This is a genomic window from Qingshengfaniella alkalisoli (genome assembly GCF_007855645.1).
GTDB lineage: Bacteria > Pseudomonadota > Alphaproteobacteria > Rhodobacterales > Rhodobacteraceae > Qingshengfaniella > Qingshengfaniella alkalisoli.
The window spans coordinates 962,910-984,339 of sequence record NZ_CP042261.1 but is presented as its reverse complement, the minus strand read 5'-3'; the positions used below and the strand labels follow the sequence as shown (position 1 = coordinate 984,339).

18 protein-coding genes and 1 tRNA gene are annotated in these 21,430 nt (G+C 59.2%); 5 read left to right on the top strand and 14 right to left on the bottom strand.

Annotated elements, in window-relative coordinates; all coding sequences use genetic code 11:
- Positions 1-18: 18 nt before the first annotated feature.
- Positions 19-738, top strand: coding sequence for a phosphate signaling complex protein PhoU (gene phoU, locus FPZ52_RS05050; RefSeq protein ID WP_146364303.1), 720 nt, complete (start codon positions 19-21; stop codon positions 736-738).
- A 3-nt stretch (positions 739-741) separates the two neighbouring features.
- Here the strand turns inward: phoU and FPZ52_RS05045 are convergent, their stop codons facing one another.
- Complete coding sequence (locus FPZ52_RS05045) at positions 742-4,884, bottom strand: translocation/assembly module TamB domain-containing protein (protein ID WP_146364301.1); 4,143 nt, start codon at positions 4,882-4,884, stop codon at positions 742-744.
- Positions 4,881-6,734, bottom strand: coding sequence for an autotransporter assembly complex protein TamA (locus FPZ52_RS05040; protein WP_146364299.1), 1,854 nt, complete (start codon positions 6,732-6,734; stop codon positions 4,881-4,883). The genes FPZ52_RS05045 and FPZ52_RS05040 overlap by 4 nt, the downstream gene beginning before the upstream one ends.
- Before the next feature lie 170 nt (positions 6,735-6,904).
- On the opposite strand from FPZ52_RS05040, the gene FPZ52_RS05035 reads away from it, so the two are divergent.
- Positions 6,905-7,789, top strand: coding sequence for an NAD(P)-dependent oxidoreductase (locus FPZ52_RS05035; RefSeq protein WP_146364297.1), 885 nt, complete (start codon positions 6,905-6,907; stop codon positions 7,787-7,789).
- Between the two features lie 395 nt (positions 7,790-8,184).
- Here FPZ52_RS05035 and FPZ52_RS05030 read toward each other — a convergent pair.
- From FPZ52_RS05030 to urtA, 6 genes are all read right to left on the bottom strand, one after another.
- Positions 8,185-8,261: transfer RNA gene (locus FPZ52_RS05030), tRNA-Arg, on the bottom strand.
- Positions 8,262-8,317: 56 nt separating this feature from the next.
- Complete coding sequence (urtE, locus tag FPZ52_RS05025) at positions 8,318-9,013, bottom strand: urea ABC transporter ATP-binding subunit UrtE (protein ID WP_146364295.1); 696 nt, start codon at positions 9,011-9,013, stop codon at positions 8,318-8,320.
- 3 nt (positions 9,014-9,016) lie between these two features.
- Positions 9,017-9,757, bottom strand: a complete 741-nt coding sequence (urtD, locus tag FPZ52_RS05020) for an urea ABC transporter ATP-binding protein UrtD (protein ID WP_146364293.1) — start codon at positions 9,755-9,757, stop codon at positions 9,017-9,019.
- Positions 9,754-10,986: an urea ABC transporter permease subunit UrtC gene (gene urtC, locus FPZ52_RS05015; protein WP_146364291.1), complete on the bottom strand. Its 1,233-nt coding sequence runs from the start codon at positions 10,984-10,986 to the stop codon at positions 9,754-9,756. The genes urtD and urtC overlap by 4 nt, the downstream gene beginning before the upstream one ends.
- Before the next feature lie 3 nt (positions 10,987-10,989).
- On the bottom strand, positions 10,990-12,945 hold the full coding sequence (gene urtB / locus FPZ52_RS05010) for an urea ABC transporter permease subunit UrtB (protein WP_146364289.1): 1,956 nt from the start codon (positions 12,943-12,945) through the stop codon (positions 10,990-10,992).
- A 65-nt stretch (positions 12,946-13,010) separates the two neighbouring features.
- Positions 13,011-14,294 (bottom strand): urea ABC transporter substrate-binding protein, encoded by a 1,284-nt coding sequence (gene urtA, locus FPZ52_RS05005; protein WP_146364287.1) that lies wholly within the window; start codon positions 14,292-14,294, stop codon positions 13,011-13,013.
- Positions 14,295-14,650: 356 nt separating this feature from the next.
- On the opposite strand from urtA, the gene FPZ52_RS05000 reads away from it, so the two are divergent.
- Both FPZ52_RS05000 and lipA read left to right on the top strand, forming a co-directional pair.
- On the top strand, positions 14,651-15,568 hold the full coding sequence (locus FPZ52_RS05000) for a LysR family transcriptional regulator (RefSeq protein WP_146364285.1): 918 nt from the start codon (positions 14,651-14,653) through the stop codon (positions 15,566-15,568).
- Positions 15,569-15,656: 88 nt separating this feature from the next.
- Positions 15,657-16,610, top strand: coding sequence for a lipoyl synthase (lipA, locus tag FPZ52_RS04995; RefSeq protein WP_146364283.1), 954 nt, complete (start codon positions 15,657-15,659; stop codon positions 16,608-16,610).
- 3 nt (positions 16,611-16,613) lie between these two features.
- On the opposite strand, the gene FPZ52_RS04990 is transcribed toward lipA, so the two are convergent.
- From FPZ52_RS04990 to hpt, 3 genes are all read right to left on the bottom strand, one after another.
- Positions 16,614-17,504 (bottom strand): cytochrome c, encoded by an 891-nt coding sequence (locus FPZ52_RS04990; protein WP_146364281.1) that lies wholly within the window; start codon positions 17,502-17,504, stop codon positions 16,614-16,616.
- A 5-nt stretch (positions 17,505-17,509) separates the two neighbouring features.
- A complete protein-coding gene (locus tag FPZ52_RS04985; protein ID WP_146364279.1) occupies positions 17,510-17,977 on the bottom strand; it encodes a c-type cytochrome in 468 nt (155 codons plus the stop codon).
- Between the two features lie 94 nt (positions 17,978-18,071).
- Positions 18,072-18,620, bottom strand: coding sequence for a hypoxanthine phosphoribosyltransferase (hpt, locus tag FPZ52_RS04980; RefSeq protein ID WP_146364277.1), 549 nt, complete (start codon positions 18,618-18,620; stop codon positions 18,072-18,074).
- 71 nt (positions 18,621-18,691) lie between these two features.
- On the opposite strand from hpt, the gene FPZ52_RS04975 reads away from it, so the two are divergent.
- The gene (locus tag FPZ52_RS04975; protein ID WP_146364275.1) at positions 18,692-19,138 is read left to right on the top strand and encodes a type II toxin-antitoxin system RatA family toxin; all 447 of its coding nucleotides are present in this window, start codon (positions 18,692-18,694) and stop codon (positions 19,136-19,138) included.
- Here FPZ52_RS04975 and FPZ52_RS04970 read toward each other — a convergent pair.
- From FPZ52_RS04970 to FPZ52_RS04960, 3 genes are read right to left on the bottom strand one after another with little or no spacing between them, the layout of a single operon-like run.
- Positions 19,135-19,608, bottom strand: coding sequence for a CinA family protein (locus FPZ52_RS04970; protein ID WP_146364273.1), 474 nt, complete (start codon positions 19,606-19,608; stop codon positions 19,135-19,137). The two genes, FPZ52_RS04975 and FPZ52_RS04970, sit on opposite strands and share 4 nt — an antisense overlap.
- Positions 19,605-20,105 carry a phosphatidylglycerophosphatase A family protein gene (locus tag FPZ52_RS04965; RefSeq protein WP_146364271.1) on the bottom strand — a complete coding sequence of 167 codons (501 nt, stop codon included), beginning with the start codon at positions 20,103-20,105 and terminating at the stop codon, positions 19,605-19,607. The genes FPZ52_RS04970 and FPZ52_RS04965 overlap by 4 nt, the downstream gene beginning before the upstream one ends.
- Complete coding sequence (locus tag FPZ52_RS04960) at positions 20,102-21,262, bottom strand: bifunctional 2-C-methyl-D-erythritol 4-phosphate cytidylyltransferase/2-C-methyl-D-erythritol 2,4-cyclodiphosphate synthase (protein ID WP_146364269.1); 1,161 nt, start codon at positions 21,260-21,262, stop codon at positions 20,102-20,104. The genes FPZ52_RS04965 and FPZ52_RS04960 overlap by 4 nt, the downstream gene beginning before the upstream one ends.
- Positions 21,263-21,430: the final 168 nt, after the last annotated feature.

The window sequence follows — 21,430 nt, the reverse complement described above, 5'->3', positions numbered from 1 at the left end:
AGCGACCAAGGAGCCACCATGACCGACCGCCAGCCCGACTTCACAGAGCAATATGATCGCGATCTGGAAATTGTGCAGGCTCAGATCATGCGCATGGGTGGTCTGGTGGAGGCGGCGATCCAAGATGCGTCGACCGCGCTGGAAACGCGCGACGAAGAACTTGCCGAACATGTTCGCAAGAACGACATACAGGTCGACGAGCTGGAGCAAAAGGTTAACGAAGAGGCCGCCCGCCTGATCGCGATGCGTGCACCAACGCAAGAAGACCTGCGCACAGCATTGACCGTGATGAAAGTCAGCAGCAATCTGGAACGGGTCGGCGATTACGCAAAGAACATGGCGAAGCGAAGCTCGGTTCTCGTGCAGATGAAGCCCATCGAGGAATCCGCCTCGGACATCCGCCGTATGGCACGGACCGTAGGTGAGATGCTAAAAGATGCGCTCGACAGCTATATCCATCGCGACACCGATCTCGCCGAGGATGTTCGCCTGCGTGACCGGGAAGTTGACCAGATGTATAACGCGCTGTTCCGGCAGTTGCTGACCTATATGATGGAAGATCCGCGCAACATCACCGGCTGCATGCATCTGCATTTCATCGCCAAGAATATCGAGCGGATGGGCGACCACGTCACTTCGATTGCCGAGCAGGTCATCTATCTGGTCACCGGGGAAATGCCCACCGAGCGGCCCAAAGGGGATAGCACCCCCTTCGTTGCCGATCCAAACGAAGACTGAAGGTCAGTAATCCCGTTCGAAGTGAAAGCCGATGCCGGTGTCCCCTTCATTGTCGAAGCTGGTTGATGCCTTGAAGCTATCGGTGACGTCGAAATTCAGCTCAACCTTGCTGGTCCCGTCTGAATCAACCGTCACGTCGGTATAGACGCGTTCACTGATGTATTTGCCGGCCGTGACACTGGTTGTGCCCGCGTCGCTGGTATTGACGTCGAGATTGTCCACGCCCAACCCTTCACGGATACTGCCGAACAACCCAGTGCCTCCGCGGCCCGAAAGCTCGTTTATGGCGGCAGCGAGCGAGGCCACTTCAAACGGAGTCAGATCCGATATCGATTTTCCGAAGAACAGATGCGCCAGAACCTCGTCCTGCGGCAACTCGGGTTCAGACGTAAAGTTGATTTCAGGATCGTTGACTGGCCCTTCGATCTGGATTTGTGCACGTATGGAATCCGATTGCGAGCTTGCAACCATGTAAAGATCCGGCACCAGATTGCCCTGCAAACGGATCTGCGCCTGATCGAATTCCAATCGCTGGCCGAGCAGATTGAGCCGCCCGCGCAGCAGGTCGAAGCCCCCCGTCGGTATAATGTTGGTCGTCGTGCCGCCAATCTGGATTTCACCGCCCATTTCGACATCCAGACCACGTCCACGGATGAACACCTGGCTTGGCGCACGAATGTCGATGCCGAGGCCGTAGGAAGGACCGGTGCCGTCGCCAACGGCTGCGGCTTGTTCCTTTTTGATCAACCCGGCGCGTTCTCGGGTCTGTCGGCTCGCGGCCCCTTCGCCGGCATGTCGGACATCGATCAGCGTGCCAGCGCCGCCACCGCCCGCCGGAATGCGAATTTCGGCACGTGAGATATTGATTGCGCCTGCAATCGCGGCGCCCCCGGCCAGGGGACCGTCGATGCCCAGATTGCCACCAAGATTGATCTCATAGAGGGACGGATCGACCACCGTGAGTTGGTTCAGCGCGATATCGAGATTGCCATTGAATGGGGCCGTCAGGCTGACCGGACCATTGATCGTGATCTGCCCGCCGGTCGACAGATTGGCCGATGCGTTCACATTGGCCTGCGAGTTCGCGATATTTACCTGCGTGCCGATATTTTCCAGAGTAAGCGACAGCGCCGGATCGATGAATCGTGCGCCTGCGACGGTCAGCCTGCCGCTGACCGCATCCAGCCCCGGCGTGCCTTGTACCGCAAGGTCAAAATTCGCAGTACCTTGAACCGAACGAGGCGACAGCACCAGATTGGCCAGCCCGATCGGCAGGGAGCCATTGGCCCGCACATCCAACTGGCCGTCAGGGCGTAGTACATCGCCCGATAAGGCGGCCCGTGTGCCACCCGGACCGTCTACAGTGCCGTCAACCGACCATGTGGTGCCGTCCGTCAGCACAGCCGTTGTCAGTGAAAGTGGCCCGTTGAAGTCGGGGGCAAGAACTGCAAGGTTACGCAGGTTGGCATTGACATCGAAACGGCCACCTTCTGCAAGGGTCATCTGACCGCTGCCACCGGCGGACAGCTCATTTGTTGACAAGGAGAAGGTATCGACACGGATGCCTTGCTCGGTTCGGTTGGCTCGCAGCGCGATCTGAGCATCGCCAGCCAAGAGAGCGTCTGCCTGCGTCTGACCGATGCCCATCCCGGTCCCGTTCGCAGTCAGATCGATATCGAAGAATTTCGGCGCGGGTTCCAGATCGAAACTCGCATCCGCTGTGATCGCACCTTGCAGGTTCTGACCCGCAAGTGCCGCGAATCTCTGAAGCCCGCCTGTCTGTGCTTCCAGTTCACCGGAGATACGCATATCTTCCGAGCCCGGACTTGCGATGTCCGCCCGGCCACCGAGCTGCAGATCACCAGATGCGATGCGTAGCTGGTCGATCGAGATCGCACCGGTCAAAGGCCAGTTGATATTTGCAGAAATCTCGGCACCCGGCCCGGCAGCTTCGGAAAGCTTGGGATCATTCAGCGACAGGTCGGACACGGCAGCATTCAACTGCGCGGTAATCTGTTCGATCAGCGTGCCGGAACCTTTGACCAACTTTCCCTCGCTGGAGACGGAGGCTGTCCCAATCTGACCGATGCTTGACACGGACAGCCCAGTCGTCTGCGCAGCGACGCTGAACTGATCGCTTTGCGTTTCGTCATAGCGCAGATCCATCACGCCTTGAGCCAAGTTGATCTGTTGACCGGGGACGGGCAGGGCGACAGGGGCGCCGCTTTTGTCCTGAACGCGCAGGGCGACGTCGATCAGGCTCGGCCAGCCTTCCGGAGTGATCGCTGCCTGACCGCCCAGCTGGATCACCGGCGAGTCGAAGGAAACCTGGTCAATCGAAATGCCGTTTTCGTCGCGCTTGACGCGCACGGCAAGATTGCCTTCACCTTGCAAAAGCTGGCCGGTATCGACCTGACCCAAGGCGATATCCTGTGTCTGCCCCGTGATTTCCGCATCAAAAGCGCCGGACACCAGATCGATGCGGCCTTGAATGGCAGCATTCGCACCACCTGACAAATCCTGACCCGAGATGGCGGCGAACCGTGACAGATCCGGGAGTTCGCCCCGAACATCGGCATCGATGGAAATCTGACCGGTTTCCAAACCGGCAATTTCGGCCAGGCCCGTGACCTGCACATCGCCCGATTGCGCGACGAAGTCGGACAGGTTCAGAGATGCGCCTTCCTGCCATGTGAAACCGCCGGTAAGTGTGAACGCATCGCCAACGGCCTCCCATAGTGCCGGGTCGGTGAAGGACGCCCCCACGACAGACATATCAATCGTTCCGTCGACGCCGCCCAATTGCGTTCCTGCTCCTTGTTCCAGCGTGCCTTGCGAGGCGAGATCGAAACGGTCCACGAGAATGCCGCTTTCGCGCATCAGGCCGTTCCCAGAAATCGTCGCGTCGAAACGGCTACTTTCGGCAGCATTGTAATCGATCCGGATTTCGGCGTCCGACAACAGAAGTTTAGGCCCGCTCATCGGTATTACGACGGGAAGGCCGAGCCGGTCCGCGATCGATCCATCCAAGTCGATCAGGGTGGGCCATCCTTCGGAAGACAAGGCGACGCGTCCGCTCAGGTTCAACGCGCTCGACTGAATGTCCAACGACTGCACTTCGATTCCTGCTTCGGCATTTTGGGTCGCGCGGAAGGACAGGGCGGTTCGGTGACCGAAGAAGCCGCGATAGTCTTCAGGCAGCAGGTCGTACACATTACCCGCGACTTCGCCTTCCACGATGCGGGTGCGGGTCAGGGCCTGTGCGGTCTGCGTGCCTTCTGTTGCTTCTTCCTGCGCATCGGGTTGTGCGGGTCCGCCCACTTGTTCAGATAGACGCACCTGTCCGCGAACCCGTTCGATACCGCTGGTTTGCAGCACCAGATCTGCCGCAAAATCATTGATGGGACCATCGCCTTGCAAGGACAGATCAATCGACGGAGCATCGGGAATTTTCGCAAGCGACACGATCAAGCCGCCCTGATCTTCGGTAACGTCAAGTTCTGTCAACAAGCGACGGGTCTGGTTGGTGAAGCTTGCGTTCAGGTCGATCTCGCCGCGGATCTCATCCGTGCGGTTGAGCCGAAATTCTGCTGTGCCTTCGCCGTCCCGCAACGCTGCGGACCCCTCCAGACGCGCTTGAAACGCGTGATTCAGAACGGGTTGATCCAAGCGCAGATTGTCCACTGACAATTCGCCCACATTAACGGCGACGGGCAGGTCTGGCAGCCTGAATGGTTCTGCAGCGGTGTCAGCCTGCAATTCCGGACCCTCGGTCGGCACCGGTATCGGCTTTCGTTCGACATGCACATCCCCAACGGTCAAAGTGTCCACTTCCAACCGGCGACGCAGCAGGGCGAGGCGGCTCCAGTCGAGAACAACATCGCTTATGGTCAGCCATACGCCTTCGTCATCCGAAATGCGGATCATGTCGATGCTGACTTCGGAATTTAGAACTCCATTCAACCCTATGACCTGTACATAGCGGCCTTCTCCCCCAAGGGCGTTCTGGATTTGCCGTTCAAGAAAACCTGCATCCTCGGCTTCAGACGTATCCGTTGCTTCCTGTGCTAAGACCAGCGGCGTTGGGATCGCCATGAGCAGAAGGCCGAAGGTTGCAGCGGCCAGATATGATGCAATCCGTTTCAAAACGCCTGTCCTACACCGATGTAAAGTTCCACGGCCGAGAATGCGTCCTTGTCCTCAGACTGAACGGGCGTGGCCAGATCGACGCGCAGGGGCCCGATAGGGGTATCATAGCGAATGCCCAATCCGACCCCGGTTTGCCAGCTGCCGTCCTCGGTATAAAAGCTGTCTGGCCCCACGAACCCGGTATCGACGAATCCGACGACACCGATGGCATTGGTAACTTTGCGACGAACTTCGGTCGAAAGGCCGATGAAACTGCGCCCGCCAGTGTGGGCGCCATCCGCCTCGACGCCGAGCGATTCATATTCGAAGCCACGCACCGTGTTGCCGCCGCCCGAATAGAACAGGTAGTTGGGCGGAGTGCCCTTGATCGATGACCCCAGAACGCTGCCGAGTTGGAGCCGCGCAGCGAGTACGGTATCCGTCTCCTCCCCAAACCCCCAATAGGTGCGTCCATCAATATAGGCCTGCATGCCAGTTTCAGATTCGCCGGTGGAAATGAATGGTGTTGCGCGGACATTCAGATAGTAACCTTCCGCCGCATCGCCCGGATCGTCGCGTTCATCCCATTCAACCCGCGAGGGCAGCACCAAATGCGTGAAGTCACGCTCGCCAAGGTCGTCCTCGACATGTGAATAGCGCAGGCCAATGGCGATCTCGGCATAAAGATCTTCATTGAAATATCGTGTGATACCCACACCCAGTGACCCCAGAGATTCAACGTAGTCGGGTTCGTCATTGTGTTCCAGATTGCCATACAGGAACAAATCCCTGTCCGGACCGAAGGCGGCCGGACGCGTCAGACGCGCGGATAACCTGTAATCGACGCCAGACCCAGTCGTCGGATTGTCGATAGCTTCCCCGATGTCCTTGATTTCGCCATCTATGCGGAAGCGTTCCGCGCCGCCAAAGACATTGCGGTGCAGCCAGAACCCGTTTACCAGCAGCCCGTCAAGTGTTGAGTATTCGGCACCAAACCCGATACGACGGGGCTTGTTCTCGATCAGTGTCAGATTGTAGTCCAGCGTGCCGTCAGGGTTAGGCGTGTCAGATTCCCGCACGTTGACGGTACTGAATACACCGCTACGCCGCAACCGAGTGACGGATCGCTGAAGCTCGTCGGGCGAATAACGTTCACCCCTAGGCCAGCCGAGGATCTGACGCAGCCGTTCTTCGCGGATCTTGCTGTTGCCATCGATCGTTACGTCACCGAACCGCAGACGAGGTCCGGTATTCAGGCCTATATCCACGTTCAGGCGACGTGCATTATGGTCAGCGGTAATGTCTTGTGTGTCGACATCGGCCTTCGCATACCCCAAGTCTTTCCATTCGTTTACTGCCGTGCGTGCCGCCGTGCCAATGACATTGGCGCGAGCCCGTTTGCCCACTTCAAACCCGGTGGCCAGCGGTTGCACACTGTCTGGTGCGCGTGGATCAATGTCGGTCTGACCAAACCGAAAACGCGGGCCGGTCTGCACGATGATCTGGACGATCTGGACATCTTGCGGCGCGGAGAAAGGCGAGGTTTCCGCAGCCTCACGCCGATCCACCATAATCGAAACGGATGGTCCATAATAACCTTCCTCGTACAACACACCCAGAATACGGGCATAATCGGACCGCGCGCTGGCCATGATTTCCTGCCCGTCGGTGATCTCTTCATCCAGCGCTTTCTGTGACAGCGATGCCCCTGACACGCGATTCTGCAGTGTTTCGCGTTCTTCCGTATCGATAGGGCCTTCGATCCGGATATCGACCCTTTCCAACGCCTGAACGCTTCCAGCGGATACACTCAGCATGAGCGCCGCCAGTGCGGTCCTGAAAGATGCCGAAGGTCTGGTCGTTGTCATGCTGGCCTGCTCCCCGCCTTTACCTTAATTCGTAAAGGCTATTGACGGTGTGGCACAAGTGCATCCGTGTGATCAGGACCAAAACTGTGGCAATCCTTTGACCTTTTCCGCAAGGAGTGGTTTGTCCTGAAGAAAGATGCGCGATACCTGCAACGGGAGAGTAGAGGGACATGGCAAAACTGGCATTCATCGGACTTGGGGTGATGGGCTTTCCAATGGCGGGCCATCTGCAGAAGGCGGGCCACGACGTTACCGTCTATAACCGCACAACAGCCAAGGCCGAAAAATGGGTGGAAAACTATGGCGGCGCATCCGCCCTGACACCGGCAGAGGCCGCAAAGGGCGCGGATGTCGTGTTCACCTGTGTTGGTAATGACGACGATCTGCGATCGGTCATACTCGGCGACGAAGGGGCTTTGGCCGGCATGTCGGAGGGGGCGCTGCTGGTCGATCACACGACCGCATCGGCGCTCGTCGCCCGCGAACTCGCCGACGTTGCCGGTGAACGCGGGATCGGCTTCGTGGACGCGCCGGTCTCGGGCGGGCAGGCGGGTGCCGAAAACGGCCAGCTTGCGGTGATGTGTGGTGGCGGCGACGCCGATTTCGCCCGCGCCAGGGAGGTCATGACCGCCTATGCCAAGGCATGTGAATGCTTCGGTTCGGTCGGCGCCGGTCAGTTGACGAAGATGGTCAATCAGGTCTGCATTGCGGGCATCGTGCAGGGTATTTCGGAAGGTCTCAACTTTGCCGCGAAGTCGGGGCTCGATCCCAAAGCAGTGGCCAAATTGGTCGCGCAGGGCGCTGGCGGGTCATGGCAGTTGGAAAACCGTGCGAACACGATGGCCGACGGGGAATTCGAGTTCGGATTTGCCGTGAACTGGATGCGTAAGGATCTGGGGATCGCGCTGGAACACGCGCAGCATGTCGGCGTCAGCCTTCCCGTCGCGGCACTGGTCGACCAATTCTACGGCGATGTGCAGGCATTGGGCGGTGGCCGCTGGGACACATCCAGCCTCATACACCGGCTGCGTGTGCTTGGCGGTGACGCGAGCTAGCTTGCAGTTTTTCCAGCCCGGCGATCGTGATCGTGCAGGGCTGGCTTGGTCCACGCTAACAGGTATCACGGGCAGCTGTGTTGCCCGCACGCTTTGTATTCGCGAGGGCCTCGGCGATCATGTGCGAACAGGCTTGTTTTCACGGCTTCGCCGTTGATCTAAGACCCTCTGCGACTCGGCTAAGATTAAGCGTCAACGTCGGCCTGGGCATCAGAAGGGCGTCGATTTGTCCGGGGCAAGACTACATTATCCCGGGTGGATGGCAGTCTGGCCTCACCCGTGAGAACCAGGCTCACACGAACTTCACGAGGCAGGATGCTTGCGTCGTTTCCGTGCAATGCACAGATATGGGCCGCTTTCGACCCTGTCGGTTTTCCCGCAACCTATTGATTTTGTGGCGCACCTGAAAGGATTCGAACCTTTGGCCTCTGCCTTCGGAGGGCAGCGCTCTATCCAGCTGAGCTACAGGTGCGTGCGAGGGGTGCTATATCGAAACGTGCTTCGGGCTGCAATTGCAAACTGCGGTAATCAGACAGAAACCGCTTCTACCAGCTCGTCGCGCGTCAGCTGCGCACGCGTTCCGCTCTTGGTCACTTCGCCGCGCCTGAGGACGTAGAAGCTATCTGCCAACTCATAGGCGAAATCGAAATACTGCTCGACAAGGATGATCGCCATTTTCCCCTGATCGCGCAGGTAACTGATCACGCGCCCGATCTGCTGGATGATGTTGGGCTGGATACCCTCCGTCGGCTCGTCGAGAAGCAGGAGCTTCGGCTTTGTCACCAATGCGCGCCCGATCGCAAGTTGCTGCTGCTGGCCGCCCGAAAGATCGCCGCCCCGGCGCGATTTCATTTCGGCGAGGACGGGGAACAATTCGTAGATCTCGTCGGGCACCATCCGTTCGCCATTGGGCAGGCAGCCATAGCCCGTTTCCAGATTTTCCCGCACCGTGAGCAGGGGAAAGATCATCCGGCCTTGTGGCACATACCCGACGCCGCGCCTGGCCAGTTCATGCGCGGCCAGCTGGCCCAGGTCCTCGCCATTTAGCTCTACTGACCCGCCCGACCGGGCGTGGGTGCCGGAGATCGCTTTCAGCAGGCTCGTCTTGCCCACGCCGTTGGTGCCCATCAGGCAGGTCACCTTCCCCACATCCGCCTGCATGTCGATGCCATGCAGGATTTGCGAGCCGCCGTAATGCAGGGTCAGATCTTTGATTTTAAGCATTGCTCAGCGCCCTAGGTAAACATCGATGACTTGCTTGTTCTTGGTAACATGGTCGAGGCTGCCTTCGGCCAGCACTGATCCTTCGTGCAGCACCGTGACCTTGCAATCCAGCCGGCGGACGAATTCCATGTCGTGTTCCACGACGACGACGGCGCGCGTCCTGGCGGCTTCGCGCAGGATATCGGTGGTGTGCTCTCGCTCCGACAGTGTCATACCGGCGGCCGGTTCATCCACCAGCAGCAATCGTGGCTCTTGCGCCAGCAGCATGCCGATTTCGAGCCATTGCTTCTGGCCGTGGCTCAACTCGCCCGATTTGCGATCAAGCTGGTCCTTTAGCCCGATTTCTTCCGCGACCCGTTCGACCTTGTCCGCATCTTCGGGGGTGGGACGGTAGAACAGAACAGTAAAGGCGTTGCGGTCCTTCTTTAGGGCCATGGACAGGTTTTCGCGAACGGATTGGTCCTCGAACACGGTGGGGCGCTGGAACTTGCGGCCCACCCCTTCGCGCGCGATGCGGGCCTCGGACATTTTCAGCAGCGACACGGATTTTTCACCCCAGATCACGCGCCCCTCATCGGGACGGGTCTTGCCGGTCACGATGTCCATGAAGGTGGTCTTGCCCGCGCCGTTGGGACCGATGACCGCGCGAAGCTCCGCATCGCCGATCTGGAAGGACAGATTGTTGATGGCCTTGAACCCGTCAAAGCTGACCGAGACGCCGGACACCTCAAGAAGCGTGCTCATTCGGTGGCCTCCTTTTCGCGGAATGCGCCCATATCGGGGCCGAGGTCCGCGCCGTGACGGTTTGGCGAGATGCGATGCGCGATCAGGTCGAACAGCCCGCCGATGCCTTTGGGTGCGAACAGCGTCACCAGAACGAAGGACAGCCCCAGCAGCACCTGCCACCAATCGACCCAACTGATTGTATAGAAGCCCAGCGGGATGTCGGGGGCCTGGCCGCCCGTGAACCAGGTCGACAGAAGTGACACCACGGCCGCGCCGATGACTGCGCCGTAGAGACGCCCGCGACCACCGATGGCCACCCAGACGGCGAGGTAGATCGACGCGATCGGGGCGATCTCGCCCGGGTTGATGATACCCGCCTGCGGGTAATAAAGCGCACCCGCGATCCCTGCGATGATGGCGGTCAGCGTGAAGATGAACAGCTTGTAGCTTTCCACGGAATAGCCCAGGAAGCGCACACGGGCCTCGTCATCCCGGATGCCCTTGATGACATTGCCGAACTTGCCGGACACGACCCAGGCCCCCAGCATGTAGCCAAGGCCAAGCGCCAACGCCGATCCCCACAGGAACCAGATTGAGATGATGGATTGCGGCACCGCGTCCAACCCCGGCAGGTTCTGGAGCCCCGACAGCCCGTTATTGCCGCGCAAACCGCTTTCATTCTGGAACAGGTACAGCGCGAGCGCCAGCGTCATCGCCTGCGTGAGGATCGACAGGTAAACGCCCGTGACGCGGCTGCGGAAGGCAAGCCACCCGAAGACCAGCGCCAGCAGGCCGGGGACCAGTACAACCAGCATCAACTGCAGCGTCAGGCTGTGCGCAAAGCCCCAGACGAACGGAAAGTCGCTGCTGCCCACGACGCCGAAAATCTGCGAACCGATGGCGCCGGAGATTTCCTGCGGGGTAGGGGGAAGTTGCGCCGCCGCCAGTGAATCCGCGACGATCAGCCTGGTGCGCTCATACATCAGCCACATGCCGATCATGTAGCCGCCCAACCCGAAAAACGCGAAATGCCCAAGGCTCAGGATGCCGCAGTAGCCCCAGACAAGATCCATCGCGATTGCAACCAGACACAGGCACAACGTCTTGCCCAATGTTTTCACGAAGCTCGTGGAAATCACGCCGATCCCGAAGCCTTCGGCCAGCACCGTCACCGTCAGGGTGAAGAGTGCAAGACAGGCAAGGAAGACCAGCACCGACGGGTTCTTGGCGATGAAGCTTTGTCTCATGGCTCAGGCCCCCGCCGCGCGACCCTTGAGGGCGATAATCCCTCGTGGCCGGAACTGGATGAAGATGATGATGAAGATGATCATGTAGGTCTGCGCGGCGAGCGAATTGGACGGGTTCATCCACTCGATCCCCTTTTGCAGGAATCCGATCAGCGTGGCACCCGCGATGGTCCCCCAGATGTTGCCCACACCGCCGATCACCACGGTCATGAAGCTTTGCACGATGTAATCTTGGCCCAACTCCGACGTGACCTTGGAAAACAGCCCGATGGCGACGCCCGCGATCCCCGCGATGCCCGATCCCAACCCGAAGGTCAGCATGTTGATCCGGTCGGGATTGATGCCCATTGATGATGCCATTGCGGGGTTTTGGGTCACGGCGCGCACCTCAAGCCCCAGCCGTGTTCGGTTCATGATGAACATCACCAACACCGCGAAGATGATCGCCAACGCGAAAATCGCGATGCGGATATAGCTGATCGACACGACATCGTTAAAAACCAGCGCCCCGTCCAGCCAACCGGGCGAGGTCAGCGGGCGGGCTTGCGTACCGAAGATGTTCTTCGCGATCTGCTGAAGCGCGATAGAAATCCCGAAGGTGGCGAGCAAGGTCTCCAGCGGGCTGTTGTAAAGCCAGCGGATCACCAGCCGTTCCATCGCCACGCCCGCCGCGAAAGTCACGCAGAACGCCAGCGGCAGCGCCACGACGATCGACACGGTGTAATCCGGGATGATCTGCTGCACGACATAGCCGGTATAGGCGCCCATCATGATGAATTCGCCATGGGCCATATTGATCACACCCATCACACCGAAAGTGACGGCCAGCCCGATGGCCGCAAGGAAGTAGATCGAGGCCAGCGACATCGCGTCCAGCGTCAGATCCGCAAAGCGGTTCAGAGCGACTTTCAATTCGATCGACCGGAGCGTGTCCTGCGCCGCATCGGTCAGGGCGCTTGATGGCTGAAGGTAGCGGTCAAAAAAGACATGATTGTCGAGCGCCGCGTTGAAGTCTTCCTCCGTGACGGTCGGCGGGACCAGTGACAGATCGGCCAGGGCTGCATAGGCGGCGTCGCGCTCCGTATCATTGTTCAATCGACCGACCGGAATGCCCGCGACCTTTCGGTCCTGGATGTTCGCCACCAGCGCCGCGTCACGGTCAGCTGTTGAAATGCGCGGTTCTGCCAAGCTTTCCTCGACCAGCAACGTGTAGGCTTCGTCTTGCGTCAAAGCGTCCGTGCCCGGTCGCAATTCATTCGCGATATTGGCGTCGTCGGGCAGGGCGTCAGCGGCTTCCCGGCGAGTTACGAGGATCGGGTTCAGGGCAGCGCGCACATCCACACCCAGATCCCCCTTGAAGCTTTCAATCGCCTCCACCCGTTCTTCATCGGTTGCGCCGAATTCGATGGTCAGCAGACGTTCAAGCCGCGCCATGCGTGCGGCGACATCCGCATCCGTTTCCTGTTCGATCGCGCTGCGTAAAGCCGCCAGGTGCGATTCTTCCGCGTCGCGCGCAATCCCGTCCAGCGCCGCGATCCGGGTGGTCTTGTCGTCCGATTTCAGTTGGAACTGCACCAGCGCCGCGCCGATCAGCCCGCGTATGCCACTATTGGGCTTGAGTTGTTCCAGGTCATCTTCGGGCGCTTCGCCCAGATCCTCGTTGGTTGCAAAGTCGAACAGGCGCAGCGTGTCGCGGTCCACTTCCTCGGCATAGTAGAACCCGTCATCGCTTTCGCGGTACCACATTTCCTTGTTCTGCCATTTTTCCAGCACTGTCTGGGCTGCGGGCAGGTCGCTGTTTCCAAGCGCATCAATGGCCGGGCCAATGGTGCGGCGGGAACTGTCGAGGATGATATCACGGTGTTCTTGCAGCAGGTCCTGTATGGTCGCATCTTGCGCCGCAGCAGGGCAGGTCAAGGAAACCAGCAGACATACTGCCGAGATGAGGTGCCGGAACATGGAAACCCGTTTCTTCGTCTGTGCGGGAGGCGCAACATGCGCCCCCCGGATCATCTTAGGTCAGATCAGTAGTTCGACTTCATCTGGACGCAGGTTTCGGTTTCGGTGTTGTACATACCGCAATCGAGTTCAGCCCAGTCAGAGGTCAGGACAGCAGATTCCGGCAGGAAGTCGGTCCAGGCGTCGCCCGGCACCGGATCGGTTTCCGAAATGATGTCGAATTGACCGTCCGCCTGGATTTCACCGATCAGCACCGGCTTGGACAGATGGTGGTTCGGCAACATTTCCGCTTCGCCACCCGTCAGGTTCGGGAAGGTCTGCCCGATCATCGCGTCAGACACCGCATCGACATCGGTTGTTCCGGCTTCCTCGACGGCGTTTACCCACATGTTGAACCCGATGTAATGCGCCTCCATCGGGTCGTTGGTCACGCGGTCTTCACCGGCAAAGGTCTTCCATTCGGTCACGAATTCTTCGTTTTCGGCCGTGTCGGCCGACTGGAAATAGTTCCATGCGGCCAGGTGTCCGACAAGGTTCGAGGTGTCGAGACCGGACAGCTCTTCTTCACCCACCGAAAACGCCACGACCGGGATATCGTCTGCAGAAACACCTGCTGCCGCCAGTTCCTTGTAGAAGCCGATATTCGCGTCACCGTTGATGGTGGAAATCACGCCGACCTTCTTGCCATCGGCGCCGAGAGCCACAACGTCCGACACGATCTTGGACCAGTCGGAATGGCCAAACGGCGTGTAGTTGACGAAGATATCGTCTTCGGGGATTCCCTTGTCCTTAAGATAGGCTTCTAGAATGTTGTTGGTCGTGCGCGGATAGACATAGTCGGTGCCAAGCAGCGCGAACTTCTCGACGCCCAGTTCTTCGAGGAAGTAGTCGGTCGCCGGAATGGCCTGCTGGTTCGGCGCGGCGCCGGTGTAGAAGACATTCTTGGAACTTTCCTCGCCTTCATACTGCACCGGGTAGAACAGAAGTCCGTTCAGTTCCTCGATCACCGGCAGAACGGATTTGCGGCTGACCGATGTCCAGCAGCCGAAGATCACGTCCACATCTTGAACGGTCAGCAATTCGCGCGCTTTTTCGGCAAAGAGCGGCCAGTCCGATGCCGGATCGACAACAACCGCCTCAAGCTGTTTACCCATGACGCCGCCCTTGGCGTTTTGCTGCTCGATCAGCATCAGCATGGTGTCTTTGAGTGTCGTTTCCGAGATTGCCATCGTTCCGGACAGCGAATGCAGGATGCCCACCTTGATCGTGTCGTCCTGTGCGAAGGCAAGCCCGTGCAGCATGATGGTGGCGGCGCTTGCGCCCCCAAGAAGCTTCGCGAAATTCTTCATATCTCCCAGTCCCCTGTTGTCTGGGCTGCGATGGGCAGGTCGGACACGCTGTTGTGTTCAGCGGTTTCAATCATATTTTACCCTCGCAACTCGTGTTGCACCGTGCGGGGGCAGGTGGCCGGTCAAGCAATCAGCCTCCGCACATCTGCCGGCGGGGGCTCCCCGTCGGCGTCTGCAGAAAAACCCGATTGGCCGGTGACCGAAAGGCAAGGAGACGAGCCGCGCCTATTCTTCGGTCAGATCCCTGCCTCTTGTTCAGAACAGATGCACAATAATTGTGCTGTGCCTAATTGCTGTGCGATATGTGGACGTTGGATGCAAATTGCGCTCGCCGCCGGTTGTGATAGGACGCGCCGATGCCAGTGACACTTCGACAGCTTCGTTATCTTCAGGCTCTCGCCGAAACCGGCAGCTTCGGTGCTGCGGCCGAGCGGATGCATGTGTCGCAGCCCGCGCTTTCGATGCAGATGAAGGAACTTGAAACAAGTCTTGCCGCGACGCTTGTCGAGCGCCGTACCGGCGGAGTTCGCCTGACGGCTGCGGGACAAGATGCGTTGCGGCGCGCGTTGTCCATTCTTGCCGATGTCGCTGATCTGGAAGGCGCGGCGCGGCGAGGCGTACTTGGTGCAAAACTGCGGCTGGGCATCATCCCGACCGTCGCGCCTTACTTCATACCGCATCTGGGCGGACAGGGCGGACAGGGCGGACTGCCGCGGATGCTGCGTGGTATGGCTTTGACAGAAGCCCCGGCAGGATCGCTGCTGCATGGTCTTCGTGCGGGGGATCTGGATGTGGCGGTGATGTCCCTGCCACAAGCATCGGGTGACCTACATGCCGCCGCGCTGTTCGAGGATCCTCTCTTCATCGCGGGACAGCCACATCATCCGGCAGTGTCCGACCGAAGCACCTTGGAGCCGCACGACCTGTTGACCCTGGGTGCCGACCATTGTCTGACAGATCAGGCCCATGCCGCATTAGGGATTGCCGAGCAACCCACAACGAGTGCCGCATCGCTCTCAAGCCTGTGCCGCTTGGCCGGGCAGGGATTGGGCGTGACCATTCTTCCGCAGATCGCCCTCGCGACCGAGCAAGCCGCGACACCCGGCCTTGTCGTCCAACCGCTCGCAGGCGCGTCCCGCCAGATCGGTGTGGTCCGTATCGCCACGGACCAGGCGGAGATGTGGTTTTCCGAACTCGCGCATATCCTGTCGCAGGCCGGACAGTCCGCCCTGGCAGCTTCCAACCCCAAAGGCATTGAAAAGCAGGCCTCGTGACATTTCTTGAGCTTATGGCAGCTATGCGTCATAGACAGACGACAAACCACGCAGGGACGGCTATGTTCATGCGGAGGAGAGAGAAAACATGCGCGATCTGAAAATCCCAGCTCAACGCCACCCTGAAAAGGCGCACCGCAAGGACAATGCCCAACCGAAGAAACCGGACTGGATCAGGGTAAAGGCACCGGGCGGCGAAGGTTATTTGAAAACGCGCGAGATCATGCGCGAACACCGCCTGTCCACCGTCTGCGAAGAAGCGGGTTGCCCGAATGTCGGTGAATGCTGGTCGCAGGGCCACGCCACCATGATGATCATGGGCGACATCTGCACGCGCGGCTGTACCTTCTGCAATGTGGCGACGGGTCGACCCGAAGCGCTTGACGTGTTCGAACCGGGCCGGGTTGCCGATGCGGTTCAGAAGCTGGGCCTCAACCACGTCGTGATCACCTCGGTGGACCGCGACGATGTGGATGATGGCGGCGCCGAACATTTCGCACAGACCATTCGGGCCGTGCGCCACCGGTCACCGGATACGACCATCGAAATCCTGACACCCGACTTCCTGAAGTGTGACCCGTCAGTTCTGGAAACGGTGGTCGAGGCCAAGCCGGATGTTTTCAACCACAACCTTGAAACGGTCCCCGGACTATATCCGTCGGTGCGTCCAGGCGCGCGTTATTTCCATTCATTGCGCCTGTTGCAGCGCGTGAAGGAGTTGGATCCCTCCATGTTCACCAAATCGGGCATCATGGTAGGTCTGGGTGAAGATCGTCAGGGCGTTCAGCAGGTCATGGATGACATGCGTGCGGCAGATGTCGATTTCCTGACCATCGGCCAGTATCTGCAGCCGACATCCAAGCATCACCGCGTCGACCGGTTCGTCACCCCCGAGGAATTTGCCGCCTATGAAAAAACAGCATATGGCAAAGGCTTCCTGATGGTATCGGCCACGCCGCTGACGCGCTCGAGCTATCACGCGGGCGATGATTTTGCGCAGCTGCGCGCGGCTCGGCTGGCTAGGCTGCAAAAGGGCGCCTGAGCGTCATTCGACCGGATCAAGCGCCTTCACATAGGCCGCGACCGCGTCGCGATCTTCGGCGGGCAGATTGGCGAAATTGGCAACGACACTCGCCATGTGCCCACCGGCGGAGTCGAACTCAGGCGTAAACCCCGATTCCAGATAATAGGCGATATCCGTCGCCGACCAATTCAGCTTCGCCGGCGTGATGTTGGGGATTGATCCGTTGCCTGACGGGTTTGGCGCACCGCCCATCCAGCTTGCCGCGTCCAGCCCGCCCAGCTCGTCCCGCGCCGTGTGACATTCGGCGCAATGCGCCTGGGCCTCGACGATATAGCGACCGGCCTCGACCTGCGGATCGGCGGTATTCACCATCACCCAATCATCGCTCAGATACAGCCGTTTCCATAATCCGACCGCGCGACGGATGTTGAACGGGAAGGCGACGTCATGGGGCAGACTTGCCTCGCTAGAGGCAGGCAGCGTGTCCATGTACGCTTTCAGGTCAGCGACGTCCTGTAAGTCCATCTTGGCATAGGCCGTGTAGGGGAAGGCTGGATATAGATGCGTGCCGTCCGGCGCGACCCCCCTTTGAACGGCAGATGCGAAGTCTTGAAACGACCAGCTGCCTATGCCGGATTTTGGATCGGGAGAGATGTTGGGTGCGACGAACGTGCCGAAGTCTGACGGAAATTCCTGCCCACCGCTCAGGACGAGCCGGTCCGCTCCCTGCGCCTGTGGTGCGGCATGGCATGATGCGCATCCTGTTCGCCAGAACACGCGCTCGCCGTTGTCAGGATCACCTGTCAGCCCTGCGACTTTCGTCTCGGGCAACGGCGTGGCGCGTGTCACGAACACTCCGGAAGCGACCGCAAAAATCGCGACGCCGCCAAGGACCAGCCAGACCGTCCGCATGAAGATCAGCTATCGGATGCGCGATACATGTCGTGGCAGGCGCTACACGCTCCGCCGACACCGCCAAGTGCAGGCCCCAACGCCTCCTGTCCCGTTCCCGCAACGGCCTGCATCTCTTCGGCCTTCAACCGCAGATCCGACCATTTGGTTCGGAAATCATCCATGTTGGTGAAGATGTCGGGCAGGGCGCGTGTGCCATCGATGCTGCCATTGTCCGAGCCTTCAGGCCATTGCAGGTTCTGGCTGATGCCCGTGACGGTAACCAGATTATCCGCAGCCTCCTGTGCCGTGGCGGCGTCATAGTCCACTTCACCCTTGGCCATACTGCCGAGGATTCCGAGATTGAAGGCGAGGTTCCGGAACTGTCCCTGCCGGGCTTTCAACGCCCCGGCGAATTGATCCTGTGCGGCTGCAAAACCGGTGCTTGCGGTCAAGATGGCTGCGGCAAGCAGAAAAGGGCGGGCTGAGGTCATGGCTGGCTCCCTGATAAATATATGTCTTAGCCTAACCATAGGTCAGCAATTACAAAGCGCAAAGCCCGCAGCCGCCCATAAACTTTCCGTGAGATCAGTCGGTCTCATCCACGAACCGGACCTTGCCGATATAGGGCAGGTTGCGGTTGCGCTGCGCATAGTCGATTCCGTAGCCCACCACGAATTCATCAGGAATGTCGAAGCCGATCCAGTCAGCGGTAAAATCCACTTCGCGCCGGGTGGGCTTGTCGAGCAAGGCAATCGTGCGCAGGGTTTTCGGGTTGCGCGACTTCAGCAGCGACACAACATGGCTCAGCGTATAGCCCGTATCGACGAGATCCTCGACGACCAGCACATCGCGCCCGCCGATTTCGCCACCCAGATCTTTCAGGATACGCACCTCGCGGCTGGACACCATCGCATTGCCGTAGCTCGACGCTTCGATGAAATCTACCTCGACGATCATATCCAGTTCCCGCACCAAGTCGGCTATGAAGACGAACGACCCGCGCAGGAGGCCGACGACAACCAACTTGTCGACATCGGCGTAATAGGTCTCGATCTCGCGGGCCAGCGCCTCTATCCGGGCGGCGATGCGTTTGGCAGAGATCATCTTGTCGATAACATAAGGGCGCTGTGTCATATCTTCTCGCTTGAATTGCCTGGTCCCTTTCGTGATATGCCCCAAAACCGTGCCGAACGAAAAGGATCTCGATGCCACGTCACGCGGAAAAAAAGCAGCTGCCCTACAAGGCGCAAGACATGTACGACCTCGTGGCCGACGTGGAATCCTACCCCGGTTTCCTGCCATGGTGCGCCGCGGCGCGTATCCGGGCGCGGGAAGACAAGGGAGATCATGAACTGGTCACGGCCGATCTGGTGATATCCTTCAAAGTGTTCCGTGAACGATTCGGCAGCCGCGTTGAACTGCATCCCGATCAGAATTTTATCGACACCGAATACTTGGACGGCCCGTTTCGCTACCTGAAGTCTCGCTGGAAATTCGAGGACCTGCCAGATGGTGGTTGCGAGATCGACTTTTTCGTTGATTTCGAATTCAAGAACAGGATGTTGCAAGGCGTAATTGGTGTGGTTTTCAACGAGGCCATGCATCGCATCGTCCGCGCCTTCGAGAGCCGCGCGAAAGAGCTTTACGGTTAGGTTGTCGACAACGCTTCGGTCAGCAGTTTCAAGGCATGTTCAACCGTGGCCTGCCGGACCTGCGCCCGACCGATTGCTCCGAATTCGACAGTTTCAGTGAACGTGTTCCTGCCTGTAAACGCCAGTCCAAAGCACACCCGGCCTTCGGGTTTGTTATCTGACCCGCCGGGACCCGCGATCCCTGTGACAGCAATGGCCAAGCTTGCATCGGATCGCAACAGCGCGCCATCGGCCATTTCCTGCGCGACCTGCTCAGACACGGCACCGTAACGCATCAACGTTGAAGACATGACGCCAAGCATTTGTTTTTTTGATCGGTTAGAATAAGTTACGAACCCACGATCGACCACATCGGACGATCCGGGCACATCAGTCAACGCACCCGCGATCAAACCGCCTGTGCAGGATTCGGCCGTGACGATCTGCGCATGTTGCTTGCGGGCCAGGTCCAGAAGTTCTTCCGCGTTCATGCTCCCATTACCCCATGTGCTATTGCTGCGGCGATTGCGACGACCAATGCCGTCATGATGCCCGCGATCACGTCATCGAGCATCACGGCCAGTGCGCCCGGCTTGCGATCCGCCCAGCCCACTGGTCCCGGTTTCCAGATATCGAACAGGCGGAACAGAACAAACGCGCCAACCCACCCCGGATAGGGAAACACCCAAGCCGATGCGCCCGCATGCCACAATCCGAATGACAGCGGCCATAGTGCGATCCAGATGCCGACCAGTTCATCAATGACGATCTCGCTGGCGTCATGTGTGCCGGTGGCCGCTTCTTCCCTTATGGTCGCCCACCAACCCAACGCGAATGCGGCCAGAGAGCCGATGAAGAGTAGCGGAAACCCGCCCAGACCGTGCAGCAGATATCCTAATGGCAGCGCCGCCAGGGAGCCCCATGTTCCGGACGCAGGTTTCAGCAAGCCGACGCCCGCAACGGTTGCGATGGCTCTTGTTAGTCTCATTCGCTCACCAATGTCGCGCTGGCCAATGCAGCGATCCCTTCTTCCCGTCCCGTGAAACCCAGTCTTTCCGAAGTGGTTGCCTTTACCGAGACGCGATCAACCTCGACCCCCATGATCCGGGCCAGCGCTTCACGCATCGAAGCGGCCACAGGCCCGATCTTGGGTCGTTCACAGATCAGGGTACAGTCAATATTGCCAATGCGATAGCCGCGGTCGCCCGCAAGTTTCACTGCATGTTCAAGGAAAATCTGGCTCGCAGCTCCTTTCCATTGTGGATCGGTGGGCGGGAAATGCTGGCCGATGTCGCCGTCCGCCAACGCGCCATAGATCGCATCCGTCACCGCATGCATTCCGACATCGGCGTCCGAATGCCCATCCAGCCCTTTGTCATGCGGCACCGCAACGCCGCACAGTGTGACATGATCACCGTCGCAAAAACGGTGAACGTCAAAACCGTTGCCAAGACGAATATCCAATTGCCGGATCTCCTGCTGTTTCAAAAGCGCGGCGCAGCGCGCAAAATCGGCGGGGTAGGTGACTTTGATGTTGGTCTCATCACCCTGGACAATTCTAACGTCTAGCCCTGCAGCGCGGGCGATTTCAACGTCGTCTGCGGCGTCGGGGCCATCATATTGCGCATGGGCCGCGATGATCTGAGCGGTGTGAAAGCCTTGTGGCGTCTGAGCGCGGAACAACCCGTCGCGGTCCTGTGTGCCCAGGACACGCCCAAGGCGACCGCGCCACAATGCGTCCGAGACGGGCAAGGCAGGGGCTGCGCCGGGTGTGTCGTTCAGCGCATCGATCACGCGGTCGATGATGCCGGCCGTCACCATTGGCCGCGCACCATCATGGATAAGTACCTTTCCAGAAACGTCAGGAAGCATAGCCAGGCCGCTCTGAACCGATGCCCGTCGCGTCTGGCCGCCGTCGACGACAGTGACGTTGCGCAAAATCTCGTCAGACAGGTGTTCGTCCAGCAATTGCCTGTCGGTGGGGTTCACAACAAGAACCACAGAGTCGATCTGCGGATGTGACGTGAAGGCACGGATGCTCAGCTCCAACACGCAGAAGGGGCCAATTGTTTGAAATTGTTTGGGTAAATCTCCCCCTGCGCGAACGCCCCGTCCCGCTGCAACCACCACCGCCGTTATCGACATTGCTGCTCCTAACCGTTATTGGATCTGTTTAGGCTGTGCATGGATTGGTGACAATCACTTGCTATTGCCCGATAAATCTGCTGAAAAATTAAGCAATTGAATAATTACGTGGCGTCGGTGGTTGTGATCAAATTGTATCCGTCGCAGGCCGGGAATAGACACGCAGTG